Below are 23,447 nucleotides of genomic sequence, written 5' to 3' on the forward strand. Positions count from 1 at the left end.
ACGAAACCCGCAGCTGATCGCGGAGAACCGCTCAGTTCTTCAGCGCCGCCTGCATCATCGCCTTCGCCACCGGTGCCGCCAGCCCGTTGCCGCTGACCTCCGACCGTGCCGCGTCCGACTGCTCGACGAGGACCGCCACCGCGACCTCCTTGCCGGTGCTGTCGGACTTGCCGTACGACGTGAACCAGGCGTACGGGGTCTTGGAGTTGTTCTCGCCGTGCTGGGCGGTGCCCGTCTTGCCGCCCACCGTCACGCCGTCGATCCGCGCGTTCGTACCGGTGCCCTGCTCGACGACCGTCTGCATCGCGGACTGCAACTGCTCGGCCGTCCCGGAGCTGATGATCTGCTCGGCGCCGCTGTCGTCGTCGTAGTTCTTCAGTGTGTCGCCACCGCTGTCGGTGATCTGCGAGACCATGTGCGGCGAGACCAGCTTGCCGCCGTTCGCGATGGCGGCGGACACCATGGCCATCTGGAGCGGGGTCGCCGTGACGTCGAACTGGCCGATGCCGGAGAGGCCGGTCTGGGCCTTGTCCATGTCCGACGGGTAGACGCTCGCGTAGGCCCGCACCGGGATGTCCTGCTTGGCGTCGTTGAAGCCGAACTTCTCGGCCATCGCCCGCACCTTGTCCTGGCCGAGGTCGACGGCCATCTTGCCGAAGACGTTGTTGCAGGAGTAGCGCAGCGCCGTACGGATCGAGGCGTCCTCGCAGGGGGCCGTGCTGCTCTCGTTCCTCAGCGGGGTCGTCGTGCCCGGCAGGGTGTAGGGGTTCGGGCTGTCGGTCTTGTCGTCGACGTTCGCGTAGAGGCCGTCCTCCAGCGCCGCCGCCGCGACCACCAGCTTGAACGTCGAACCCGGCGGCAGCGGCTGGCGCAGCGCCCGGTTGGTGAGCGGCTTGTCCGCGTCGGCGTTCAGCTTCTTCCAGGCCGTACCGGCGGTGTTGGCGTCGGTGAGCGAGGAGGGGTCGTACGACGGGGTGGACACGACCGCGAGGATCCTGCCGGTCTTCGGGTCGATCGCGACCGCCGCGCCCTTCTTGTCGCCGAGCGCCTGGTACCCCGCCTTCTGCACGGCCGGGTCGATCGTCGTGATCACGTTGCCCGGGTCGGCGCGCTGGTCGGTGACCGTGTCCATGACCGTCTTCAGCCGGCTGTCGGTGCCGTTCAGCAGGTCCTGGTAGATGCCCTCCAGCTGGGTCGGGGCATAGCTCTGCGAGGCGTAGCCCGTCACGGCCGCGTACAGCCTGCCGTCCGTGTACGTGCGCTTGTACTTGAGGTCGCTGCTGCTCAGGGTCCGTGCCGAGCCGGTGATCGAGTCACCGGCCACGATGATGTTCCCGAGCGGCCGCGAGTACGTCTCGATCGCGTTGCGCCGGTTGTCCGTGTCGTCCGCGAGGGCCTGGCCGTCGTAGAACTGCACCCATGTCGCCCTGACCAGCAGAGCGAGCACGAGCAGCAGCGCGAAGACGGAGGCCCGCCTGATCGTCTTGTTCATCCCGCCCAGACAGACGAGCGAAGGCGGGTCGTCCGTTCCCTTGCGGGCGGATTTCTCATCGATCGCTCATGCGGTGCCGTCCTAGAGCCGTCGCGTCGCCAGCGTCAGGCGGTCCCGGGCGTCGAACAAAGCGTCCTTGATCATCTGTTCGTGGGCGGGGGTGAGGCGGGCCACCGGGACCGAGCAGCTGATCGCGTCGCGGGCCGGGGTGCGGTAGGGGATCGCCACGCCGAAGCAGCGCAGGCCGAGCGTGTTCTCCTCGCGGTCGATCGCGAAGCCCTGCTCGCGGATCTGGTGGAGCTCCTCGATGAGCTTCTCGCGGTCCGTGAGGGTGTGCTCGGTGAGCGCCGGGAGGGTCTCCGGGAGCAGCTTGCGGACCTGCTCGTCGGTGTGGGTGGCGAGCAGCGCCTTGCCGAGGGAGGTCGAGTGCGCGGGGAGCCGGCGGCCGACCCGGGTGAAGGGGCGCAGATAGTGCTGGGACTGGCGGGTGGCCAGGTAGACCACGTTCGTGCCGTCGAGGCGCGCCAGGTGGATGGTCTCCGTGGTGTCGTCGGAGAGCCGGTCCAGGGTCGGGCGAGCCGCCGCGACCACCTCGTCGCCGTCGATGTACGAGGTGCCGACCAGCAGGGCCCGGACCCCGATGCCGTACCGGGTGCCGGTCGCGTCCGTCTCCACCCAGCCCAGCTCCACCAGGGTGCGCAGCAGCATGTAGAGGCTGGACTTGGGATATCCGACGGCCTCCTGGACCGCCGCGAGGGAGTGCATACCGGGCCGGCCGGCGAAGTACTCGAGCAACTCCACGGTCCGTACCGCGGACTTGACCTGTGCCCCGCCGCCTGTCTCGCCTGCCGACATCGCCCTTGACCCCTTCGTTGGACGAGAAACCGAGGATATAGTCTCCGACATCGTATTCATCATCAGAGACAGCGTTCAGTATATCGAACATCCCTGGTGAGTGACCCGGATCTGCGGCAGAACGCACTACATGGAGGGACCCGCGGTGACAGCAGCACCAGTCTGGAGTGTCGACCCGCGCACCGGGAAGCAGCGGGAACAGGTTGCGGTGGAGGCCACAGCCCAGGAGGTGGACGCCACCGTCACCGCGGCGCATGCCGCACGCGGCTCCCTCGCCGACCGCACGGTCCGCGCGGCCTTCCTGCGGTCCGCCGCCGCCGGACTCGACGCGGCCAAGGACCACCTCGTGGAGGCCGCCGACGCCGAGACCGCGCTCGGCCCGGTCCGGCTCACCGGCGAACTCGCCCGCACCGCCTACCAGCTGCGCGCGTTCGCCGACATCGTCGACGAGGGCGCCTTCCTCGACGTCATCATCAACCACCCCGACGCCACCGCGACCCCGCCCGTCCCCGACCTGCGCCGCTACAAGGTCCCGCTGGGCGTCGTCGCCGTCTACTCCGCGTCCAACTTCCCCTTCGCCTTCTCGGTCGCCGGCGGCGACACCGCGAGCGCGCTGGCCGCCGGCAACCCGGTCGTCGTCAAGGCCCACCCCGACCACCCGGGCCTGTCCGAACTGGTCGCCAAGGTGCTGCGCCGGGCCGCCGCCCAGCACGGCATCCCCGCCGAGGTGGTCGGTCTGGTGCACGGCTTCGAGGCCGGTATCGAGCTGATCAGGCACCCGCTGATCGCCGCGGCCGGCTTCACCGGTTCGGTACGCGGTGGCCGTGCGCTCTTCGACGCGGCCGCCGCGCGTCCGGTCCCGATCCCCTTCCACGGCGAACTGGGCTCCCTCAACCCCGTCCTGGTCACGGAGGCCGCGGCCGCCGAGCGCGGCGGGGAGATCGGCACCGGGCTCGCCGGGTCGATGACGCTGGGCGTCGGCCAGTTCTGTGTGAAGCCGGGCCTGGTGCTGGTGCCGGCCGACGCCGCCGGTGACGGCCTGCTCAAGTCCCTCACGGACGCGGTCAGCGACACCGACGCGGGGGTGCTGCTCGACCACCGGATGCGGGACAACTTCGTCGCGGGGGTCGCCGAGCGCGCCGAACTCCCCGACGTGGAGAGCCCGGTGACGCCGGGGGCGGGCGGCGAGCACACCGTCAGCGCGGGTTTCCTCACGGTGCCGGCGAGCCGGCTGGCCGAGGAGGGAGCGTACGACCTGCTCCTGGAGGAGTGCTTCGGACCGGTGACCGTGGTGGTTCGGTACGCGGACCGGGGTGAGGCCACGGCGGTGCTGTCGCGGCTGCCGGGGAACCTCACGGCGACGGTGCACGTCTCCGCCGAGGAGGCCGCGGGGGAGGGGCTCGGGGCGGAGATCCTCGCGGAGCTCACGCCGCTGGCCGGTCGGGTGCTGGTCAATGGATGGCCGACGGGGGTTGCCGTGGCTCCGGCCCAGCATCACGGTGGGCCCTACCCTGCTACGACGTCTACGTCTACGTCGGTGGGCGGTACGGCCATCGAGCGGTGGTTGCGGCCGGTGGCGTATCAGGGGGTGCCGGAGGCTTTGCTGCCGGCGGAGTTGCGGGATGACAATCCGCTGGGGCTTCCTCGGCGGTTCAACGGCGTGCTGGAGCGGTAGCGGCGCGGGGGTGCGGGTGCGTCGCCGGGTGCCGGTTCGTTGTGGTTGCTCGCGCAGTTCCCCGCGCCCCTTCGGGGCGCGCCTGGCCGGGCGTAAGCCGAAAAGTTCTGCTGACACAATCTGACCATGGACGTGGAACTTCCCGAACTTCCCTTTCCCCTCCGTACCTACGGGCCCGACGGGCACTGGTTCTACGAGGACGGTGTGCTCACCGGGTGGGCCGGGGCCCGGCAGGACCGGTTCGTGTCGCCCACCGGGGAGGCCCTGGATCCCGCCTCGGACGCGCCCCGGCTGCTCGGGGCGCCCGAGGGGGACTTCCAGCTGATCGCCCGGGTCACCGTCGGCTTCGGTGCCGCCTTCGACGCCGGTGTGCTGTACGTCCACGTCGGCGACCGGGCCTGGGCCAAGCTCTGTCTGGAGAACTCGCCGGACGTCCCCACCGTCTGCACGGTGGTCACCCGGGGCCACTCCGACGACGCCAACGCCTTCACCGTGGAGGGGAGTTCGGTCTGGCTGCGGATCAGCCGGACCGGGCGGGCGCTCGCCTTCCACGCCTCCCGCGACGGGGAGAGATGGGTCTTCGTGCGGCTGTTCACGCTGGGCGGCGAGAAGGAGACCGAAGGCGCGCTGGTCGGCTTCATGACCCAGTCGCCGATAGGGGAGGGATGCGTGGTGACGTACGACCACATCGAGTTCAGGCCCGACTGGCCGGCCGACCTCCGCGACGGAAGCTGAGCGGGACGGCCACGGCCACAAGGACGGCCACGGCCACAAGGACGGCCACGGCCACAAGGACGGCCACGGCCACAAGGACGGCCCCACGGCCACAAAGGACGGCCACGGCCACAAGGACGGCCCCACGGCCACAAAGGACGGCCACGGAACCGGTGCGGCCGCGGTCACGTCCTCCGTTGCATGATCAGTGACCGTCTGAAGGGGCTGCGGGTGATCCGTACGGCCCTGCCCGCCGAGGCCGAGAAGATCGCCGCGCTGCACCACCGGGCCCGGTCCACGTACTACCCGGACGGTCTCCCGGAGGACGGCATGGACTGGACGGCGGCCTGGCGGGAGGCCGTCGAGCGGCCCGCCGGACAGGTGCTGTGCGTGGTGGAAGCGGGTGTGATCACCGCGGTCGCCTCCTTCCGCACGCCGGAGGGCGCCCCCGCGGAAACGGTCAAGCTGTTCCAGTTCCATGTCGACCCCGGCCACTGGCGGGCCGGTATCGGCACCGCCCTGCACACCGCCTGCCTGGAGCAGTGGCGGGCCGACGGCAGGCGGACGGCCGTACTGGACGTGCACATCGGCAACCGGCGGGCCCAGGCCTTCTACGCCCGCCAGGGCTGGGTGCCGGATCCGGAGCACCCGCCCGCCGACGGTGAGCATCACCTGTGTCTGCGGTACGCGGTGGGCGGCGGCGGAGGCGGGGAATGAAGCGGGCTGGTTGAAGGTTCAGGTAGTTGAAAAGCCTTCTACTGCCTGGAGAGCCGACAACATGCGCGTCGAGATCTGGTCCGATATCGCTTGCCCCTGGTGCTATGTCGGAAAAGCGCGTTTCGAGAAGGCGCTCGCCGCCTTCCCGCACCGCGACGAGGTCGAGGTCGTGCACCGCTCCTTCGAGTTGGACCCCGGCCGCGCCAAGGACGACGTCCAGCCGGTACTCGCCATGCTCACCAAGAAGTACGGCATGAGCGAGGCGCAGGCCCAGGCCGGCGAGGACAACCTGGGTGCCCAGGCCGCCGCCGAGGGCCTCGACTACCAGACCCGCGGCCGGGACCACGGCAACACCTTCGACATGCACCGGCTGCTGCACTTCGCCAAGGAGCAGGGCCGGCAGGACGAGCTGATCCAGATCCTGTACCGGGCGAACTTCGCCGAGGAGCGGTCGCTCTTCACCGAGGGTGCCGAGCGGCTCGTCGAGCTGGCCGTGGCGGCCGGGCTGGACGCGGAGGCCGCGCGCGGGGTGCTCGCCGACCCGGCCCGCTACGCCGACGACGTCCGCGCCGACGAGCGCGAGGCCGCCCAGCTCGGCGCGAACGGGGTGCCCTTCTTCGTCCTCGACCGGAAGTACGGGGTCTCCGGCGCCCAGCCCGCCGAGGTCTTCACGCAGGCGCTCGGTCAGGCCTGGGGCGCGCGTTCCCCGCTCCAGCTCATCGACGAGGGTGGCGCCGAGGCCTGTGGGCCGGACGGGTGCGCGGTCCCGCAGCACTGAGAAACCCCAGGTCAGGGCGGTCGTATAAGCAATGCTTAGCGGTTCTGCGTAAAAATCCGCAATGGACGGGGGGTTCCGTGGGCCGCAGAGTGGAGCCATGGAGACCACGGAGACGTTCGAGAGCCTCGTCCGCGCCGAGTTCGCCCCGAAGAGCACCTACCTCAACACCGCCAGCAACGGCCTGCTGCCCGCCCGCACCGTCGCCGCCCTGCACGAGGCGGCCCTGCTGCGGGCCGAGGGCCGGCCGCTGACCTCGCTGTACGAGGACGTGGAGGCCAGCCGGGCCGCGTACGCCCGGCTGGCCGGTGTCCCCGCGACCCGGGTCGCGGTGGGCGCCTCGGTCGCCGCGCACTCCGGTGTGATCGCCGCGTCGCTGCCCGCCGGCGCCGAAGTCCTCACCGCCGAGGAAGACTTCACCTCCGTACTGAACCCGTTCCACGTCCGCGGCGACCTCAAGGTCCGCGCCGTGCCGCTGGAGAGGATCGCCGAGTCGGTCCGCCCCGGCACCGCGCTGGTCGCGGTCAGCGCCGCCCAGTCCGCCGACGGCCGCCTCGCCGACCTGCCCGCTCTGCGGGAGGCCGCCCGCGAGCACGGGGCGCGTACCTACGTCGACTTCTCCCAGTCGGCCGGCTGGCTCCCGATGGACGCCGACGGTGACGACTTCTCGGCCGCGGTCTCCTTCAAGTGGCTGCTCGGCCCGCACGGCACCGCGTTCCTCGTGGTCCCCGAGGACTTCGGCGGGCTGACCCCGCTGCTGGCCGGCTGGGTAGCGGGCGAGGTGCCGTGGGACAGCTGCTACGGCCCGGTCACCGAACTCGCGCACTCCGCACGGCGGTTCGACCTGACCCACGCGCTGTTCACCTTCGCGGGCCTGCGCCGCTCCCTCGACCTGATCGAGGAGCTCGGGGTGGCCGCCGTCCACGCCCACGACGTGGCCCTCGCCGACCGGTTCCGGGCCGGACTCGCCGCCCTCGGTCACGCGCCCCTGCCCGCCCCGGGTTCGGCGATCGTCTCGGTGCCGGGACTCGGCGGCCGCCAGCCGGACCTGAGCCGCGCCGGCATCGAGGTCTCCGACCGGGCGGGCAACCTGCGGGCCGCGTTCCACCTGTACAACACCGCCGCGGACGTGGACCGGCTCCTGGACGTGCTCGACGGCTGACAGGACGCGGACACGACCGGGCCGGGACCCCGTCCCACGGGAGGTCCCGGCCCGGCCGGCTCAGGGGGAGATCACCGCACGGGCGTGAAGTCCCTGGCCCCGATGAACTCGGGCCGTCGTACCGGTGCCGCGAACGGTTCCACCGCCGTGTTCTCCACGCTGTTGAACACGATGAAGACGTTGCTGCGCGGGAACGGCGTGATGTTGTCGCCGGAGCCGTGCATGCAGTTGCAGTCGAACCAGGTCGCCGAACCGGCCCGGCCCGTGAACAGCTTGATGCCGTACTCGCCGGCCATCGCGGTCAGCGCCTCGTCCGAGGGCGTGCCCGCGTCCTGCATCTGCAGCGACTTCTTGTAGTTGTCCTCGGGCGTGGCGCCGGCGCAGCCCAGGAACGTCCGGTGCGAGCCCGGCATGATCATGAGCCCGCCGTTGGTGTCGTGGTTCTCGGTCAGCGCGATCGAGACCGACACGGTCCGCATGTTCGGCAGCCCGTCCTCGGCGTGCCAGGTCTCGAAGTCCGAGTGCCAGTAGAAGCCACTGGCCCCGAACCCGGGCTTGACGTTGATCCGCGACTGGTGGACGTAGACGTCCGAGCCGAGGATCTGCCGGGCCCGGCCGACCACCCGCTGGTCGCGCACCAGGTTCGCGAACACCTCGCTGATCCGGTGCACCTCGAAGACCGAGCGGATCTCCTTGGACTTCGGCTCGACGATCGAGCGCTCGTCGGCCCGGATCGCCGGGTCGGCGACCAGCCGCTCCAGTTCCTCCCGGTACACGGCGACCTCGTCGTCCGCGAGGAGGTGCTCGTCGGCGAGGAAGCCGTCCCGCTCGAACGCCTCCAGCCGGTCCGTGGCGATCGGCCCGGCCGCACCGGGTGCCGACCAGACGACCGGGTCCTTGCGGGGTACGGAGACCTCGACCGGGCCACGGCTCGGGTACAGGTCGGTGATCGTGGTCATGGTCAGCCCTCCTCCGTCAGCAGGGGATAGACGCCGTTCTCGTCGTGGTCCTCCCGGCCGGTGACCGGCGGATTGAACACGCAGATGCAGCGGAAGTCCTCCTTGACGCGCAGCGTGTGCCGCTCGTGGCCGTCGAGGAGGTACATGGTGCCGGGCGTGATCGTGTACGACGTCCCGGTCTCGCGGTCGGTCAGCTCGGCCTCGCCCTCGACGCAGACCACGGCCTCGATGTGGTTGGCGTACCACATCGACGTCTCCGTGCCCGCGTAGAGGATCGTCTCGTGCACCGAGAAGCCGACCCCCTCCTTGGCGAGGACGATGCGTTTGCTCTCCCAGGTCCCGGACGCGGCCTTGACATGCCGGTCGGTGCCTTCGATCTCCTTGAACGAACGGACGATCACGGTGGTGTACAGCCTCCTTGCTAGATCCTGGTCAGACGGTCTCCCGGACGGCACGGGCGAGGATGCTCAGCCCCTCGTCCAGCTCGTCCGGGGTGATGGTCAGGGCGGGCAGCAGCTTGACGACCTCGCTCTCCGGCCCCGATGTCTCGATGAGCAGCCCCAGTTCGAAGGCGCGCCTGGCGACCCGCCCGGCCCGCGCCTTCTCGTGGAACTCCATCCCCCACACCAGACCCCGGCCCCGGTACTCCCGCACGTCGGCGAGGTTCTCCTCGACGATCGCGATGAGTCCCTGCTCGACCTGCTCGCCCTTGGCCCGCGTCTGCTTCTCCATCGCCGGGCCGTCGGTCCAGTAGCTCTCCAGGGCGGCGGCGGCGGTGACGAAGGCGGGGTTGTTGCCGCGGAAGGTGCCGTTGTGCTCGCCCGGCTCCCACACGTCGAGCTCGGGCCGGAACAGGCACAGCGACATGGGCAGCCCGTAGCCGCTGATGGACTTCGACACCGTGACGATGTCGGGGACGATCCCGGACTCCTCGAAGGAGAAGAAGGCGCCGGTGCGTCCGCAGCCCATCTGGATGTCGTCGACGATCAGCAGCATGTCCTGCCGCTCGCACAGCTCCTTGAGGGCGCGCAGCCACTCGGGCCGGGCGACGTTGATGCCGCCCTCGCCCTGCACGGTCTCCACGATCACCGCGGCGGGCTTGTTGAGGCCCGACCCGTGGTCCTCGAGCAGCCGCTCGAACCAGAGGAAGTCCGGGACGGTCCCCTCGAAGTAGTTGTCGAACGGCATCGGCGTCCCGTGCACCAGCGGGATCCCGGCCCCGGCCCGCTTGAACGCGTTGCCGGTGACGGCCAGCGACCCGAGGGACATCCCGTGGAAGGCGTTGGTGAACGACACGATCGCCTCGCGCCCCTTCACCTTCCGCGCCAGCTTCAGCGCGGACTCCACGGCGTTGGTGCCCGTCGGCCCCGGGAACATCACCTTGTACGGCAGGTCGCGCGGCCGCAGCACCAGGTCCTGGAAGGCCTGGAGGAACGACCGCTTGGCGGTGGTCGACATGTCGAGGCCGTGGGTGACCCCGTCGCGTTCCAGGTAGTCGAGCAGCGCCCGTTTCAGCACCGGGTTGTTGTGGCCGTAGTTGAGGGACCCGGCGCCGGCGAAGAAGTCCAGGTACTCGTGGCCGTCCTCGTCGTACATCCGGCTGCCCCGGGCCCGGTCGAACACGGTCGGCCAGGCCCGGCAGTAGCTGCGGACCTCGGACTCCAGGGTCTCGAAGACACTCAGGTCGGGCTGGGTGATGGTCACAGGAGGCTCCTCAGTGCGATGTGGGGGTCAAGGGGCCGATGCGGTACAGGACTTCGGGATCGTGCGGACCGTCGGGGAACTCGCCGGCCTCGAACAGCACGGTGCGCTCGACGGTGGCGCCGTGCCGGGCGGCGTACGAGGTGAACAGCCGCTCGGAGGCGGTGTTCCCGGGCGTGATGGTGGTCTCGACGGCGGTGAGCGGCCGTTCGGCGGCCACCCGGGCCGTCAGGCCGTCCAGCAGCTGCGCGGCGACACCGCGCCCGCGCTGTGCGGCGTCCACGGCGACTTGCCAGACGAGCAGCGTGTCCGGGCGGTCCGGCCGGGTGTATCCGGTCACGAATCCGACGGGCTCGCCGTCCGCGCCGCGCGCCACCGCCGACGTGCCGGCGAAATCCCGGCACCACAGCAGATAGCTGTACGAGGAGTTCAGATCGAGGCTTCCGGAATCCTTTGCGATACGCCACAGGGCGGCGCCGTCGGTCACCATCGGGTGCTCGACGATCAGGTCTGCTTGTGGTGCGGTCATGCGGACTGAATTTAGCGAGGCAAATGCAAAAATGCACGGCGGGTGCTGTTGCCAGCCCAATCCGCCGTGCCTTTATGTGCCGATATCACCCACCACAAACCGGGCAAATGGCCCGGCTGTGTGGAGTGTGTCACAGGGTTGAAACCCGGCTGAAATTCCCCCGGTTTAGCTCCGCAAAAAGCGGGCAGAAGATCTCGGGTGAGCCATCGTTCAAAAAGGAATTCGGAATTGCTTTGAATTCAGGCGCTCTTAACGCTTTCGATATGCCGTCGACGACGGGGTCGGGTTCCTCGGCGGGGGTGGCACCGGCGGTGGCGCCACCCGACCCTTTCCGGCCCCTATTCCCAGACGGACTCGACCGCCCGCCGGGCCCCCTCCAGGTCCACCGTCCGACCCTGCTTCGCCAGCCCCGCGCCGAGCGCCGCCAGGCTCGACCGGACCGCGCCCACCGTCGCGTCCGCCCCGTAGTGGTTCACCCGGATCATCTCCGTGGCCAGCGCGCCCCCGCCCGCGGCCAGCGGCAGCGTGCCGTCGTCCGCGAGCGCCTCGGCGACCAGCTCCGAGGCCACCACCCCCGAGGGCACCCGCAGTGTCGTGGCGACCGGCGCCGCGTCCGACTCCTCGTGCACATACGGCTCCAGACCGCCGCCCAGGGCCACCGCCCCGGCCCGGGTCGCCAGCGCGGCCGTACGGTGACGGCGCATCACCGTCTCCAGCCCCTCCGCCTCGATCCGCTCCAGGCACGCCTCCAGGGCGAGCATCTCCAGCTGCGCCGGCGCGTGCGGCAGTACCTTGCGGCCGCCGTCGACCCAGCGCTCCTTCCAGTCCAGCAGCGACAGGTACGACCGGCGCGGGGCCTGCGGGTTGGCCGCCATCCGGGCCCACGCCCGCTCGCTCACCGACACCGCCGAGACGCCGGCCGGACCGCCCATCGCCTTCTGTGCCCCGATCACGCACAGGTCCACGCCCCATGCGTCCGGCAGCACCGGCTCGGCTCCGACCGAGGCGACCGCGTCCAGATAGAAGAGGGCGCCCTGCTCCCGTACCACCGCGCCGATCTCCGCGACCGGGTTGGTGTTGCCGGTCGCCGCCTCCGCGTGCACCAGGGACACGAAGTCGATCTCCGGGTGCTCGGCGAACGCCTCCCGGATCTGCGCGGCCGTCACGGCCGTGTGGAACGGCACCGTGAGGTCGATCACCGTCGCGCCGCAGTCCCGGAGCCAGTTCCCGAAGGTCTGCCCGTAGGGGCCGGTGATCACGTTCAGCGCGGTCGTCCCCGGCCCGGCCGCCGCCCTGATCGCACCCTCCAGCGGCAGCAGTGCCTCGCCCTGCGTGATCACGACGGTCTCCCGGGTGCCCAGCAACCGGGCCACGCGGTCCTCGATGGCGGCGAAGTGCGCGGCGCTCAGCGGGGGCAGGTCGAGGAAGGGGTGGGTCACGGCGGTGCTCTCTTCGCTCACGGAGGGGCAGATCAGCATGAGCGTAACCGGCACCCGCCGTAGCCCATTGACCGGCTGTGACCGGCCGTGACCGGCGACTTCTTAGGCCGGACGGCCTCACGGCCATCGGTTTGGTTTGAGATACCCAAACATTTCCTTATAATCGGAAGCCGCAGAACCGGAATCCCAAGCTCCCTCACAGCCTCGCGGGGAGCCCCACAGACCTACGGGAGGTCTCGTGACCACGCTCCTCGGGCGCCGCCGGGCTCGCGCCCTGGCCGCCGTCACCGCCGCGGCCGGGCTGGCCCTCGTGGCCGGCTGCACGTCGAGCGGCAACGGCTCCAGCGCCTCCAGAACGGCCGCGGGCGGGGTCGAACTCGTCAAGGCCGGCCAGCTCACCACCTGCACCCACCTGCCGTACCCGCCGTTCCAGTCGGAGATCGGCGGCAAGGTGCAGGGCTTCGACGTGTCGATGATCGACCTGGTCGCCAAGGACCTCGGCGTGAAGCAGCAGATCCTCGACACGCCGTTCGAGAACTTCAAGACCGGCGCCTTCCTCAACTCCGGCGAGTGCGACCTGGCCGCGGCCGGCATGACCATCACCGCCGAGCGCAAGAAGAACGTCGACTTCTCCGACCCGTACTTCGACGCCACCCAGGCCCTCCTGGTCGCCAAGGACAGCGGTATCACCTCGCTCGCCGACGCCAAGGCGAAGAAGGTCCAGCTGGGCACCCAGGCGCAGACCACCGGCGAGGACTACGCGAAGGCGCAGGGCTTCGACCCGGTCTCCTTCGAGTCCTCCGACGCCGTCCTCAACGGCCTGCGCACCGGCCAGGTCAAGGCCGTCGTCATCGACTACCCGGTGGTCCAGGGCTGGCTGAAGGACAAGGCCAACGCCGCCGCCTTCCAGGTCGCCGGGCAGATCAACACCGGTGAGCAGTACGGCTTCACGGTCAAGAAGGGCAACACCAAGCTCCTCGCCGCCGTCAACAAGGCGATCGCGGACGCCAAGGCCGACGGCACGTACAAGAAGCTGTACGAGAAGTGGATCGGTCCGTACGACGCGGCGGCCGCGTCCCCGGCCGCCTCATGACCCTCGGCACGGACACCGAACTCCAGCCTCGCAGGAAGGGCCTGTCCCGGCGGCAGAAGCGCCGGCTCTCGCGCGGTGTGCAGTACGTCGTCTTCGTCGCCGCCGTGGTCGCCTTCGCGGTCGGCGCCGACTGGGGGCGGCTGCAGAACCAGTTCGCCCAGTGGGACATCGCCCGGCAGATGTTCCCGGACGTCATCACGCTGGCGCTGAAGAACACCGTGCTCTACACGGTGTCCGGCTTCGTCGTCGGCCTGGCGCTCGGCATGCTGATCGCGCTGATGCGGCTGTCCTCCGTCGGCCCCTACCGCTGGCTGGCCGGCGTCTACATCGAGATCTTCCGCGGCCTGCCCGCCCTGCTGATCTTCATCTTCATCGGGGTCGCGGTCCCGCTCGCCTTCCCCGGCACGGAGATCATCGGCGGCACCTACGGCAAGGTGGCCCTGGCCCTCGGCCTGGTCGCCGCCGCCTACATGGCCGAGACCATCCGCGCCGGCATCCAGGCGGTCCCCAAGGGCCAGCTGGAGGCGGCCCGTTCGCTGGGCTTCTCGCCGGCCCGCGCGATGATCTCGATCGTCATCCCGCAGGCGTTCCGCATCATCCTCCCGCCCCTGACCAACGAGTTGGTCCTGTTGTTCAAGGACTCCTCCCTGGTCCTGTTCCTCGGCGTCACCCTGGAGGAGCGCGAACTGTCCAAGTACGGCCGTGACCTGGCCAGTACGACCGCCAACTCCACGCCGATCCTCGTCGCCGGCCTGTGCTACCTGCTGGTCACGATCCCGCTCGGCTTCGTGGTGCGCCGCATGGAGGCGAAGGCCCAGGAGGCCGTCAAATGAGCCGACCCGAGATCGAGGTCAGGGACCTGCACAAGTCCTTCGGCGACAACGAGGTGCTGCGCGGCATCGACCTGGAGATCGGCCAGGGCGAGGTCGTGTGCGTCATCGGCCCGTCGGGCTCCGGCAAGTCCACGTTGCTCCGTTGCGTCAACCTGCTTGAAGAGCCCACCAAGGGCCAGGTGTTCGTCGGCGGCACGGAGTTGACGGACCCCGATGTCGACATCGACGCCGTACGCCGCCGTATCGGCATGGTCTTCCAGCAGTTCAACCTCTTCCCGCACCTCACGGTGACCGAGAACCTCACGCTGCCGCAGCGGCGGGTGCTCCGGCGGGACAAGGCGCGGGCCGCGCGCGTGGCCGCCGAGAACCTGGCCCGCGTCGGCCTCTCGGAGAAGGCGAACGCCTACCCCGCCTCCCTCTCCGGCGGCCAGCAGCAGCGCGTGGCGATCGCCCGCTCGCTGTCGATGGGCCCCGAGGTGATGCTCTTCGACGAGCCGACCTCGGCCCTCGACCCGGAGCTGGTCGGGGACGTGCTGGCGGTGATGCGGATGCTGGCCCGGGAGGGCATGACCATGATGGTCGTCACCCACGAGATGACCTTCGCCCGCGAGGTCGCCGACCGGGTCGTCTTCATGGACGGCGGGGTGATCGTGGAGGACGGCGCCCCCGACCGGGTCATCGGCAACCCGCAGCACGAGCGCACGCGCCATTTCCTGTCGCGCCTGCTGGATCCGGCGATGGCGGACGTGGAAGAGGGCCAGGACAGCGCCCCGTAAAAGGCGCGGGGCTGTGTTCGATGTGCGGCTTCGCCGCGCGGGCGCGACCAGCCACGACGCACCCGCACCCGACGAACTATCGTGCGTCCCATGAGCGATCAAGCGGTGCTGCACGTAAGGGGACGGATCCTTGTCGGCCCCGACGATGTCCGCGACGAACTGTGGGTCCTCGGCGGACGCATCTCCTACGACCGCCCCTTCGGCACCCAAGACATCCGGACCGTCGAAGGCTGGGCCCTCCCCGGCCTGGTGGACGCTCACTGTCATGTCGGCCTCGGCCCACAGGGGCCGGTCGACCCGGCGACAGCCGAGTCGCAGGCCCTCACCGACCGCGAGGCCGGCACGCTGCTGATCCGGGACGCCGGGTCGCCCTCCGACACCCGCTGGGTCGACGACCGCGAGGACCTTCCGAAGATCATCCGGGCCGGCCGGCACATCGCCCGCACCCGCCGCTACATAAGGAACTTCGCCCACGAGATCGAGCCGGCGGACCTGGTCGCGTACGTCGCCCAGGAGGCCCGGCGCGGCGACGGCTGGGTCAAGCTGGTCGGCGACTGGATCGACCGCGACCTCGGCGACCTGGCCCCCAGCTGGCCGCGGGACGCGGTGGAGGCGGCGATCACGGAGGCGCACCGGCTGGGCGCCCGGGTCACCGCCCACTGCTTCGCCGAGAACTCGCTCCAGGACCTGGTCGAGGCCGGCATCGACTGCATCGAGCACGCGACCGGCCTGACGGAGGAGCTGATCCCCCTCTTCGCCGCGCGCGGTGTCGCCATCGTCCCCACCCTCGTCAACATCGCCACCTTCCCCGACCTCGCGGCGGGCGGCGAGGCCAAGTTCCCCCGCTGGTCGGCCCATATGCGCCGGCTCCACGAGCGCCGCTACGACACCGTCCGCGCCGCCTACGACGCCGGCATCCCGGTGTACGTCGGCACGGACGCCGGCGGCAGCCTCGCCCACGGCCTGGTCGCGGGCGAGGTCGCCGAGCTGGTCACCGCCGGGATCCCGCCCGTCGACGCGCTCGCGGCGACCAGCTGGGCGGCCCGCGCCTGGCTCGGCAGGCCCGGTCTGGAGGAGGGCGCACCGGCGGACCTGGTGGTGTACGAAAGCGACCCGCGCGCGGACGTACGCGTCCTCGCGTCCCCCCGCCGGGTGGTGCTGAACGGGCAGGTCGTCGAGTAAAGGAACGCCTGTGCCCGGCGACTCGAATGTATTCGCGGAAAGTCCACTAATGAGTGAAGTAGCGGAGGATTGCCGCCTGTTCACCCACAGTGCGTAATTCTTGGCGGGTCCCGAGCAAGTTTCCTCTGGGGGTCCCACCGCCTTGAACAGCGACACATTCCGCATGCCCGCACGCCGTCTCGCGACCGTCGCGACGGCCACCGCCCTGGTCGCCGGTCCCGCGGCCCTGGCCGGCGCGGGCACCGCACACGCGACCACCGGGCAGGGCCGCGCGAGCGCGGTCGTCCTCCGCACCGGCCTGGACGTCTCCCTCCTCGAAAAGACCGTGAACGTCCCGCTCGCGGTCTCCCTGAACGAGGTCCAGGCACCGCGGAGCGCCGACCGCACCGCGCTGACCGCCACGCTCGACGGAGTGGACGGCGGCAAGCCGTTCAGCGTCCTCCGCGCGGACGTCGCCTCCGCGAAGGCGACGGTCTCCGAGAACCTGGCCGAGGGCTCGGTCCGCCTCGCCCACGCCCGGCTGCACCTGCCGGGCCTGCCCCTGCTGTCCCTCGTCGAACTCGACACGGTCACCTCCAAGGCCACCTGCGAGACCGGCAGACAGCCGGTGGCCTCCGCGAACGTGCTCGGCGCCGTCACGGTCCTCGGCAAGCGGGTGACGCTGAGCGCGGGCGGCCCCACCGACGTCAAGGTCCCCGGCGTCGGTGAGGTCCGCCTGGACCTCTCCCAGCGCGAGACGACGTCGCACACGGCGGCGGCCAGCGCCCTCGAACTCAAGATCTCCGTGAACCCGCTGAAGCTGAACGTGGCCGACGTGGAAGGAACGTTGACCCTGGCGAAGGCGACCTGCGAGACACCTCCGGACCCGGCCGGCCCGGTGACCGACGTCAAGCCCCAGGGCGCCCCGGCGAAGGAGACCAAGCTGGCGGAGACGGGCGGGAGTTCGGTGACGCCGTACGTGGTGGGCGGCGCGCTGGCGTTGCTCCTGGCGGGCGCAGGAACGGTCTTGCCGGCTCGCCGCAAGCGCTCTTAGCGACGCTCACCGGGACGCGCCCCACAGGGGCGCGGGGAACTGCGCGCCCAGCCACGGACAACCGGCACTCGACAACGGCGCGCAGTCCCCCCTCTTCAGCCTCGGACCAGATTCAGCGCCTGATCCAGCGCCAGCAAGAACCCGTTCACCGTCCCCCGGTCCCGCACCGCGACCCGCACCCACTCCTCGTCCAGCCCCGGAAACGTGTCCCCCCGCCGCACCGCGTACCCCAACACCCGCAGCTGCCGCCGCACCGCGGCCGCCCCGGCCATCCGGACGAGCACGAACGGCCCCTCCGCGGGCCCCGCCACCCGTACCCCCTCCGGCGCGAACTCCTCCAGTCCGGCCACCAGATGGGCCCGGTCGGCCGCCCCCCGGTGCGCCGCATGCGCCGCCTCCGCCAGCGCCCGCGGCGCCACACACGCCTCGGCCGCCACCAACGCCGGCGCCGACACCGGCCACAACGGCTGCGCCCGCGCCAGCTCGGCGACGATCTCCGGCGCGGCCAGCACATAGCCGACCCGCAAGCCGGCCAGCCCCCAAGTCTTCGTCAGACTGCGCAGCACCACCAGCCCCGGCACATCGGTCCGTCCGGCCAGCGCCTCCCGCTCACCCGGCACCGCGTCCATGAACGCCTCGTCGACCACCAGCGTCCGTCCGGGCCGGGCGAGCCGGACGATCGCCTCGGCGGGATGCAGTACCGACGTGGGGTTGGTCGGATTGCCGATCAGCACCAGGTCGGCGTCCTCCGGCACGGCCGCCGGATCGAGCCGGAATCCGTCCGACTCCCGCAGCAGCACCCGGTCCACGGTGTGCCCCGCGTCCCGCAGCGCCGCCTCCGGCTCGGTGAACTGCGGATGCACCACCACCGGCCGGCGCACCTTCAGCGCACGCGCCAGCAGCACGAACGCCTCCGCCGCACCCGCCGTCAGCAGCACCCGCTCCACCGGCAGCCCGTGCCGCGCCGCGACCGCCGCCCGCGCCGCCCGCCCGTCGGGATAGGCCGCGAGACCGGCCAGCGATCCGGCGATCCGCTCCCGCAGCCAGGCCGGGGGAGTGTCTGCCCGTACGTTGACCGCGAGGTCGATCAGCGCGGAACCGTCGTCACGGACCTCGGCGTCACCGTGGTGCCGTAGGTCGTGCGTGCCTCCGGAGCCGCCGTCAGTGCGCATGCGCGTGCCCGCCGTGGTGATGATGGTGGCCGTGGTGGTCGCCGTCGTCGTCGGGATGGAAGTGCGGCTGCTGCGGCAGCCCCACCTTGTCCTCGAAACCGGGCATCGCGATCCGGTACACACACGAGTCGCAGTTCATCCGCACCTCGCCGGCGGCCGCCTCCCGGTACCGCTCCATCACCAGGTCGAGCAGCTCCGGCTCGGGCCCGATGACGTCCGCCGAGCGCACCTCGGCCTCGGGGTGCGCGGCCGCCCAGCCCTCGGTCTGCTGCCGCACCCGCTCCGGCAGGATCCCGGTGAACAGGAAGTACGGCAGGACGACGATCCGGCGCGCCCCCAGTTTCAGGCACCGGTCGAGTCCGCTCGGCACGTCGGGCGCGGCCAGCGACACGAACGCGGTCTCCACCCCGGCGTACCCGCGCCCCTCCCACAGCAGCCGCGCCGCCCTGTGCACCTCGGCGTTGGCGTCGGGGTCCGTGGAACCCCGGCCCACCAGCAGCACGGTCACGTCCGCCCGGTCCATCGGGGCGCGTCCCCCGCCGTCGCCCAGCGCCTCGTCCAGCCGCCGCTCGAGCACGGCCAGCAGCGAGGGGTGCGGGCCCAGCGGACGCCCGTACGTGTACGAGATCCCCGGGTGCCGTTCCTTCTCCCGGGCCAGCGCGGCCGGGATGTCGCCCTTGGCGTGGCCGGCGGAGACCAGCATCAGCGGAACGGCGGCGAACCGTCGTACCCCCCGCTCGACCAGCTCGGTCACGGCCTCGCCCAGCGGGGGCGGGGACAGCTCGATGAAGCCGCCGGCGACGGGCAGTTCGGGGTGGCGGCGCCCCAGCTCCCGTACGAAGTCGCGGAACGCCTCGGCCCCGGCTTCGTCCCGGGTGCCATGGCCGGCGATGAGCAGGGCGGGCGGGGTGGTCACAGCGTCTCCTCGGAAGTGGGGTGGTACAGCAGGGCGTTGAGCGCGGCGGCGGCGACCGCCGAACCGCCCTTCTCGGACACGTTGCTCACGGCGGGCAGCCCGCTCTCGCGCAACGCGGCCTTGGACTCGGCCGCGCCGACGAAGCCGACGGGCAGGCCGATGACGAGCACGGGGGAGGCGTCCAGTGTCAGCAGTTCCTCCAGGGCGGTCGGCGCGTTGCCGATCACCCAGAGCGCTCCGGGCCCCACCTGCTCGTACGCGAGGCGGATCGCGTGCGCGGAACGGGTCAGGCCGGGACCGGACTCGGCGTCCTTCAGCCGGCACACGGTCTCCCGGCGGGTGATCCCGGCGGCGACCATCTCCACGTCCACGACGACCGGCGCCCCGGCGTGCAGCGCGGCATGCGCCTTCGCCAGGTCGCCCTCGTCGGTCACGAGGTCGCTCGCGTACTCCAGGTCGGCGGCGGAGTGGATGACCCGTTCCACCACGGCGCGGGTCAGCGGCGGGAAGTGCGAGGTGTCCAGGCGGGCCCGCAGCCGCCGGAAGGACTCCTCCTCGATGGGGTGGACGACCCGGTTCACTCGGCCCCCTCCGGAACGCTTTCCTGCCAGCGGTAACCGCGCGGCGTGACCATGCGCCCGGCGATGTTCCGGGTCGCGGTGTTGCCCACCGTCACGACGGTCATCATGTCGACCCACGCCGGGTCCAGCGCGCCCAGGGTGGTCACCCGGCTCGACTCGTCGGGGCGCGAGGCGTTGCGTACGACACCGACCGGCGTCGTCGGCTCGCGGTGCTCGGCGAGGATCGCGAGCGCCTTCGGCAGCTGCCAGTCACGGCCCCGGGAGCGCGGGTTGTAGAAGGTGACCACGATGTCCGCCTCGGCGGCGGCCCGCACCCGGCGCTCGATGACCTCCCACGGCGTGTGCAGGTCGGACAGGCTGATGGAGACATGGTCGTGGCCGAGCGGCGCGCCCAGGATCGCCCCGGCGGCGAGCGCCGCGGTGACGCCCGGGACGCCGACCACGTCGATGTCGTCGGAGGCCTCGGCGAGCGCGGGGGAGGCCATCGCGTACACGCCGGCGTCCCCGCTGCCGATCAGGGCGACGGCATGCCCGGCCCGCGCCTCGGCGACCGCGGTCCGCGCCCGCTCCTCCTCGGCGCCGAGACCCGACTCCAGGACGCGGGTACCGGGCCGCAGCAGGTCGCGGATCTGGTCGACGTACTGGTCGAGCCCGACGAGCACGGAGGCGCGCCGGAGTTCGGCCTTGGCGCGCGGGGTGAGCAGATCGCGGGCGCCGGGTCCGAGCCCGACGACCGCGAGCCGCCCGCGCGCGAGTCGCCGTACGACGGCACAGGTCGCCATGGCGGGCCGGCCGTCCGCAGGGGCCGACTTCCGCTTGGGGACGAGCAGTTCGCCGCCGCGCACCAGGGCCGCGGCCTCCGCGACGGACGGGGTGCCGACGGCGGTCAGGGGCGCGTCGGAGGGGTTGGGCACCGCTACCGCGGCCAACTCCTCGGCGGCGTACGTCACCAGGGGGACCCCGAGCCGGGCGGCCGCCTCGACGATGCCGGGCTCCTCGGCCTTGGCGTCGACGGTGGCGAGTTCGGCGATGCTACGAGGGGAGAGCCCCGCGTCCCGCAACGCCTCCTCGACGAGGGTGAGCACCTCGTCGACGGGAGCGCCCTTGGAGGCGCCGACGCCCACGACGAGGGACGGCGGGCGCAACAGCACCTCGCGCTCGGCGGGTTCGACCGCCCGGTCGGTCAGCCGGACCGTGTACGCGCCCTCCCCGGCCAACGGCAGCGGGGGCAGCGGCCACGTCAGCTCGGTGCGCAGGGCGACCGGTTCACCGTCCAGCAGGGCCCGTGACACGGTCGCCACCGAGCCCTCGACCGGGAAGCCCAGGGTGTCGAGGCCGGGCAGTCCGACGGAGTCCGTCGCGGTGGTCACCACCGGCCGCGCGGCCAGTACCTCGCCCACCTCCCGGGCGAGTTCGTTCGCGCCGCCCGCGTGCCCGCCGACCAGGGACACGGCGAACCGCCCGCCCTCGTCGACGCACACCACACCCGGGTCGGCCGTCTTCTCGCCCAGCAGCGGGGCGATCAGCCGGACCACCGCCCCCGTGGCCAGGAAACACACCAGTTGCCCGCACTCCGCGAACGCGGACCGCACGGCGTCCCCGACCGGGCCGTCGTACACCCGCGTGCGGTCCGGCCACGCCGCGGCCAGCCGGTCGCGTGCCGCCGCCCCCGCCGCGGTGGCGGAAATGAGGCCGATCACTGAGCAACTCCTTCTTCGGAAAGGGGGATTCGGGACCCCCACAGCAGGAACACGGGATTGGCCGCCGCCAGCCGGGTCACGTCACCCGGCAGCGGCGCGAGACGCGAGGACTGCAGCAGCACACCGTCGCAGGAGAACCCGGCACCGGTCAGCGCCTCGCGCGCCGCCGGTACCCGGTCCAGGGCGGCCAGCGCGACCACCACCGACCGCCGGGCCCGCAGCGCGCAGGCGCCGACCACGGCGGGCAGCTCCTGGCCCCCGCCGCCGACGAACACGGCGTCGGGATCCGGGAGTCCGGCCAGGGCCTCGGGCGCCGTACCGTGCACCACGTCCACGTACACGCCGTGCGCCCGCGCGTTGGCGGCGATCCGCTCGACCCCGTCCGCGGCCTTCTCCACGGCGACGACGGCCGCCCCCAGCCGGGCGCACTCCACCGCCACCGACCCGGAACCCGCGCCGACGTCCCAGACCAGGTCGCCGAGGCGTGGTCCGAGCCGGGCCAGCGCCAGCGCCCGGACCTCGAACTTGGTGATCATCGAGTCCCGGTGCGCGAACTCCCGCTCGTCCAGGGCCCATCGGGCAGGCCCGGCGGGCACCCCGGCGACGGTACGCACCGCACCGAGCGCCCGCGCCGGGTCCAGACACAGCACCACGCTGACGTCCGCTCCCCAGTCCCGGCCGGCGGCCTCGGCGGGCGTGACCCACTCGACGCGCTCCCGCTCGGGATCACCGAGCGCGCTCGCGACGACGAGCCGCCGGTCCGCCGGTACCGCGGCCCCCAGCTCCGCCGGGCCCGCCCCGGGACCCGTCAGCACCGCCACCTTCGGATGCGCCCGGCAGACGTGGACCGCCGTACGCGGCTCCCGCCCGTGCGCGCTCACCACCACCGCGTCGTCCCACGGCAGCCCGACCCGTGCGAACGCGGCGGCGACGGACGACACCCCCGCCCGCACCTCCAGCCGCTCCGGCCCGAACCGCTCGGCCAGCGCCCGCACGATCCCGAAGAACCCGGGGTCGCCGGAGGCCAGCACGGCCACGGCCCGGTCCTTGCCGGCGTACTCCTCGATGGCGTCGAGCGCGGGCGCCAGCGGCCCGAGGACGATCCGTTCGGCCCCCTCCGGCAGCCGGACCGCGTCCAGGTGCCGCCGGCCGCCGACCACCAGCTCGGCCCCGGCCAGCGCCTCCGCAGCCAGGGGCGCCCCCGTCCCCGTACCGATGACCGTGATCATGTACTGGCCCCCCGCTCGCGCAGCGCCTTCCGCGCCTCCGGGTCGGCCTTGCGGAAGCCGTGGAAGTGGCCGGGGTGGTAGAGGTGCGAGCGGGTGCCGTGGGCGTCCAGGGCGGGGCCGACCAGGAACAGGGTGTGCTTCCAGAGCTTGTGCTCCTTGACCGTCTCCTCCAGCGTCTCGATCGTGCACCTCACGACCAGTTCCTCCGGCCAGGTCGCCTGGTAGGCGACGACCACCGGTGTCGACGTCGGATAGCCGCCCTCCAGCAGTTCCCGCACCAGCTGCCCGCTGCGCGCGGCGGAGAGGAAGATCGCCATGGTGGTGCCGTGCCGGGCGAACTCCCGTACCTCCTCGCCCGGCGGCATCGGCGTCTTGCCGCCGCCGAGCCGGGTCAGGACGACGGACTGGGCGACCTCGGGAATGGTCAGCTCGCGCTGGGCGAGCGCGGCGACGGCCGAGAAGGAGGACACGCCCGGCACGATCTCGACCTCGACGCCGATCCCGGCACACCGGTCGACCTGCTCCTGGGTACCGCCCCACAGGGCCGGATCGCCGGAGTGGATCCGGGCGACCCGCAGCCCCTGCGCCCGGGCCCGCTCGTAGACGGCGACGACGTCCTCCAACGACATCGTCGCCGAGTCGAGGATCTCGGCGTCCTCGCGCGCGTGCTGCAGGACCTCCGCCTGGACCAGGCTCGCGGCCCAGATCACCACGTCGGCCTCGGCGATCGCACGCGCGGCCCGGAACGTCAGCAGATCGGCGGCGCCGGGGCCGGCCCCGACGAAGGTCACCTTGCCGGTGGGGGCGGCGCCGAAGGCAGTGGCCGCGACAGCGGCAGAGGCAGCGGCATCGGCCATGGAAAATCGGTCCTCTCTGGACAAACGGTGTTACGGGTGCTGCAGGATGTGCGCTGG

23 protein-coding genes are annotated in these 23,447 nt (G+C 71.8%); 10 read left to right on the top strand and 13 right to left on the bottom strand.

The window, feature by feature from the left end:
* Nucleotides 1–31: 31 nt before the first annotated feature.
* Both AB0N16_RS21940 and AB0N16_RS21945 read right to left on the bottom strand, forming a co-directional pair.
* Nucleotides 32–1,492, bottom strand: coding sequence for a penicillin-binding transpeptidase domain-containing protein (locus AB0N16_RS21940; RefSeq protein ID WP_365799102.1), 1,461 nt, complete (start codon nucleotides 1,490–1,492; stop codon nucleotides 32–34).
* A gap of 81 nt (nucleotides 1,493–1,573) precedes the next feature.
* A complete protein-coding gene (locus tag AB0N16_RS21945; protein ID WP_351694752.1) occupies nucleotides 1,574–2,347 on the bottom strand; it encodes an IclR family transcriptional regulator in 774 nt (257 codons plus the stop codon).
* A gap of 145 nt (nucleotides 2,348–2,492) precedes the next feature.
* On the opposite strand from AB0N16_RS21945, the gene AB0N16_RS21950 reads away from it, so the two are divergent.
* The 5 genes from AB0N16_RS21950 (at nucleotide 2,493) to AB0N16_RS21970 (ending at nucleotide 7,390) form a co-directional block, all read left to right on the top strand.
* Nucleotides 2,493–4,022 carry an aldehyde dehydrogenase (NADP(+)) gene (locus tag AB0N16_RS21950; RefSeq protein ID WP_365799104.1) on the top strand — a complete coding sequence of 510 codons (1,530 nt, stop codon included), beginning with the start codon at nucleotides 2,493–2,495 and terminating at the stop codon, nucleotides 4,020–4,022.
* Between the two features lie 126 nt (nucleotides 4,023–4,148).
* Nucleotides 4,149–4,757 carry a DUF1349 domain-containing protein gene (locus tag AB0N16_RS21955; RefSeq protein WP_365799106.1) on the top strand — a complete coding sequence of 203 codons (609 nt, stop codon included), beginning with the start codon at nucleotides 4,149–4,151 and terminating at the stop codon, nucleotides 4,755–4,757.
* 180 nt (nucleotides 4,758–4,937) lie between these two features.
* The gene (locus tag AB0N16_RS21960; RefSeq protein WP_365799108.1) at nucleotides 4,938–5,453 is read left to right on the top strand and encodes a GNAT family N-acetyltransferase; all 516 of its coding nucleotides are present in this window, start codon (nucleotides 4,938–4,940) and stop codon (nucleotides 5,451–5,453) included.
* A gap of 61 nt (nucleotides 5,454–5,514) precedes the next feature.
* The gene (locus tag AB0N16_RS21965; protein WP_365799110.1) at nucleotides 5,515–6,231 is read left to right on the top strand and encodes a DsbA family oxidoreductase; all 717 of its coding nucleotides are present in this window, start codon (nucleotides 5,515–5,517) and stop codon (nucleotides 6,229–6,231) included.
* A 97-nt stretch (nucleotides 6,232–6,328) separates the two neighbouring features.
* A complete protein-coding gene (locus tag AB0N16_RS21970) occupies nucleotides 6,329–7,390 on the top strand; it encodes an aminotransferase class V-fold PLP-dependent enzyme (RefSeq protein WP_365799112.1) in 1,062 nt (353 codons plus the stop codon).
* 71 nt (nucleotides 7,391–7,461) lie between these two features.
* Here the strand turns inward: AB0N16_RS21970 and thpD are convergent, their stop codons facing one another.
* The 5 genes from thpD to AB0N16_RS21995 form a co-directional block, all read right to left on the bottom strand.
* On the bottom strand, nucleotides 7,462–8,349 hold the full coding sequence (gene thpD / locus AB0N16_RS21975) for an ectoine hydroxylase (RefSeq protein WP_365799114.1): 888 nt from the start codon (nucleotides 8,347–8,349) through the stop codon (nucleotides 7,462–7,464).
* Nucleotides 8,350–8,351: 2 nt separating this feature from the next.
* A complete protein-coding gene (locus AB0N16_RS21980; protein ID WP_365799116.1) occupies nucleotides 8,352–8,750 on the bottom strand; it encodes an ectoine synthase in 399 nt (132 codons plus the stop codon).
* A 31-nt stretch (nucleotides 8,751–8,781) separates the two neighbouring features.
* A complete protein-coding gene (ectB, locus tag AB0N16_RS21985; protein WP_365799118.1) occupies nucleotides 8,782–10,053 on the bottom strand; it encodes a diaminobutyrate--2-oxoglutarate transaminase in 1,272 nt (423 codons plus the stop codon).
* Between the two features lie 10 nt (nucleotides 10,054–10,063).
* Entirely contained in the window at nucleotides 10,064–10,579 is a 516-nt protein-coding gene (gene ectA / locus AB0N16_RS21990) for a diaminobutyrate acetyltransferase (protein WP_365799120.1), read from the bottom strand.
* A gap of 338 nt (nucleotides 10,580–10,917) precedes the next feature.
* Nucleotides 10,918–12,018: an aminotransferase class V-fold PLP-dependent enzyme gene (locus AB0N16_RS21995; protein WP_365799311.1), complete on the bottom strand. Its 1,101-nt coding sequence runs from the start codon at nucleotides 12,016–12,018 to the stop codon at nucleotides 10,918–10,920.
* A 238-nt stretch (nucleotides 12,019–12,256) separates the two neighbouring features.
* Here AB0N16_RS21995 and AB0N16_RS22000 point away from each other — a divergent pair, with 238 nt between their 5' ends.
* From AB0N16_RS22000 to AB0N16_RS22020, 5 genes are all read left to right on the top strand, one after another.
* Nucleotides 12,257–13,111 carry an ABC transporter substrate-binding protein gene (locus AB0N16_RS22000; protein ID WP_365799122.1) on the top strand — a complete coding sequence of 285 codons (855 nt, stop codon included), beginning with the start codon at nucleotides 12,257–12,259 and terminating at the stop codon, nucleotides 13,109–13,111.
* Nucleotides 13,108–13,944, top strand: coding sequence for an amino acid ABC transporter permease (locus AB0N16_RS22005; protein WP_365799123.1), 837 nt, complete (start codon nucleotides 13,108–13,110; stop codon nucleotides 13,942–13,944). Before AB0N16_RS22000 ends, AB0N16_RS22005 begins: the two co-directional genes overlap by 4 nt.
* Nucleotides 13,941–14,720, top strand: coding sequence for an amino acid ABC transporter ATP-binding protein (locus AB0N16_RS22010; protein ID WP_365799125.1), 780 nt, complete (start codon nucleotides 13,941–13,943; stop codon nucleotides 14,718–14,720). The genes AB0N16_RS22005 and AB0N16_RS22010 overlap by 4 nt, the downstream gene beginning before the upstream one ends.
* A gap of 90 nt (nucleotides 14,721–14,810) precedes the next feature.
* The gene (locus AB0N16_RS22015; RefSeq protein ID WP_365799127.1) at nucleotides 14,811–15,902 is read left to right on the top strand and encodes an amidohydrolase family protein; all 1,092 of its coding nucleotides are present in this window, start codon (nucleotides 14,811–14,813) and stop codon (nucleotides 15,900–15,902) included.
* 142 nt (nucleotides 15,903–16,044) lie between these two features.
* Complete coding sequence (locus AB0N16_RS22020) at nucleotides 16,045–16,935, top strand: SCO1860 family LAETG-anchored protein (RefSeq protein ID WP_365799129.1); 891 nt, start codon at nucleotides 16,045–16,047, stop codon at nucleotides 16,933–16,935.
* A gap of 95 nt (nucleotides 16,936–17,030) precedes the next feature.
* On the opposite strand, the gene cobC is transcribed toward AB0N16_RS22020, so the two are convergent.
* Genes cobC through cobM form a run of 6 tightly spaced genes read right to left on the bottom strand, consistent with a single transcriptional unit; the run spans nucleotide 17,031 to nucleotide 23,390 of the window.
* Nucleotides 17,031–18,107, bottom strand: coding sequence for an Rv2231c family pyridoxal phosphate-dependent protein CobC (gene cobC / locus AB0N16_RS22025; RefSeq protein ID WP_365799131.1), 1,077 nt, complete (start codon nucleotides 18,105–18,107; stop codon nucleotides 17,031–17,033).
* Nucleotides 18,097–19,023 carry a sirohydrochlorin chelatase gene (locus tag AB0N16_RS22030; protein WP_365799133.1) on the bottom strand — a complete coding sequence of 309 codons (927 nt, stop codon included), beginning with the start codon at nucleotides 19,021–19,023 and terminating at the stop codon, nucleotides 18,097–18,099. The genes cobC and AB0N16_RS22030 overlap by 11 nt, the downstream gene beginning before the upstream one ends.
* Nucleotides 19,020–19,604: a precorrin-8X methylmutase gene (locus AB0N16_RS22035; protein WP_365799135.1), complete on the bottom strand. Its 585-nt coding sequence runs from the start codon at nucleotides 19,602–19,604 to the stop codon at nucleotides 19,020–19,022. Before AB0N16_RS22035 ends, AB0N16_RS22030 begins: the two co-directional genes overlap by 4 nt.
* Entirely contained in the window at nucleotides 19,601–21,304 is a 1,704-nt protein-coding gene (gene cobJ, locus AB0N16_RS22040) for a precorrin-3B C(17)-methyltransferase (protein ID WP_365799137.1), read from the bottom strand. The genes AB0N16_RS22035 and cobJ overlap by 4 nt, the downstream gene beginning before the upstream one ends.
* Nucleotides 21,301–22,533, bottom strand: coding sequence for a precorrin-6y C5,15-methyltransferase (decarboxylating) subunit CbiE (gene cbiE, locus AB0N16_RS22045; RefSeq protein WP_365799139.1), 1,233 nt, complete (start codon nucleotides 22,531–22,533; stop codon nucleotides 21,301–21,303). The genes cobJ and cbiE overlap by 4 nt, the downstream gene beginning before the upstream one ends.
* Nucleotides 22,530–23,390, bottom strand: a complete 861-nt coding sequence (cobM, locus tag AB0N16_RS22050; protein ID WP_365799141.1) for a precorrin-4 C(11)-methyltransferase — start codon at nucleotides 23,388–23,390, stop codon at nucleotides 22,530–22,532. Before cobM ends, cbiE begins: the two co-directional genes overlap by 4 nt.
* Nucleotides 23,391–23,447: the final 57 nt, after the last annotated feature.

It is taken from the genome of Streptomyces sp. NPDC051105 (genome assembly GCF_040682795.1).
GTDB lineage: Bacteria > Actinomycetota > Actinomycetes > Streptomycetales > Streptomycetaceae > Streptomyces.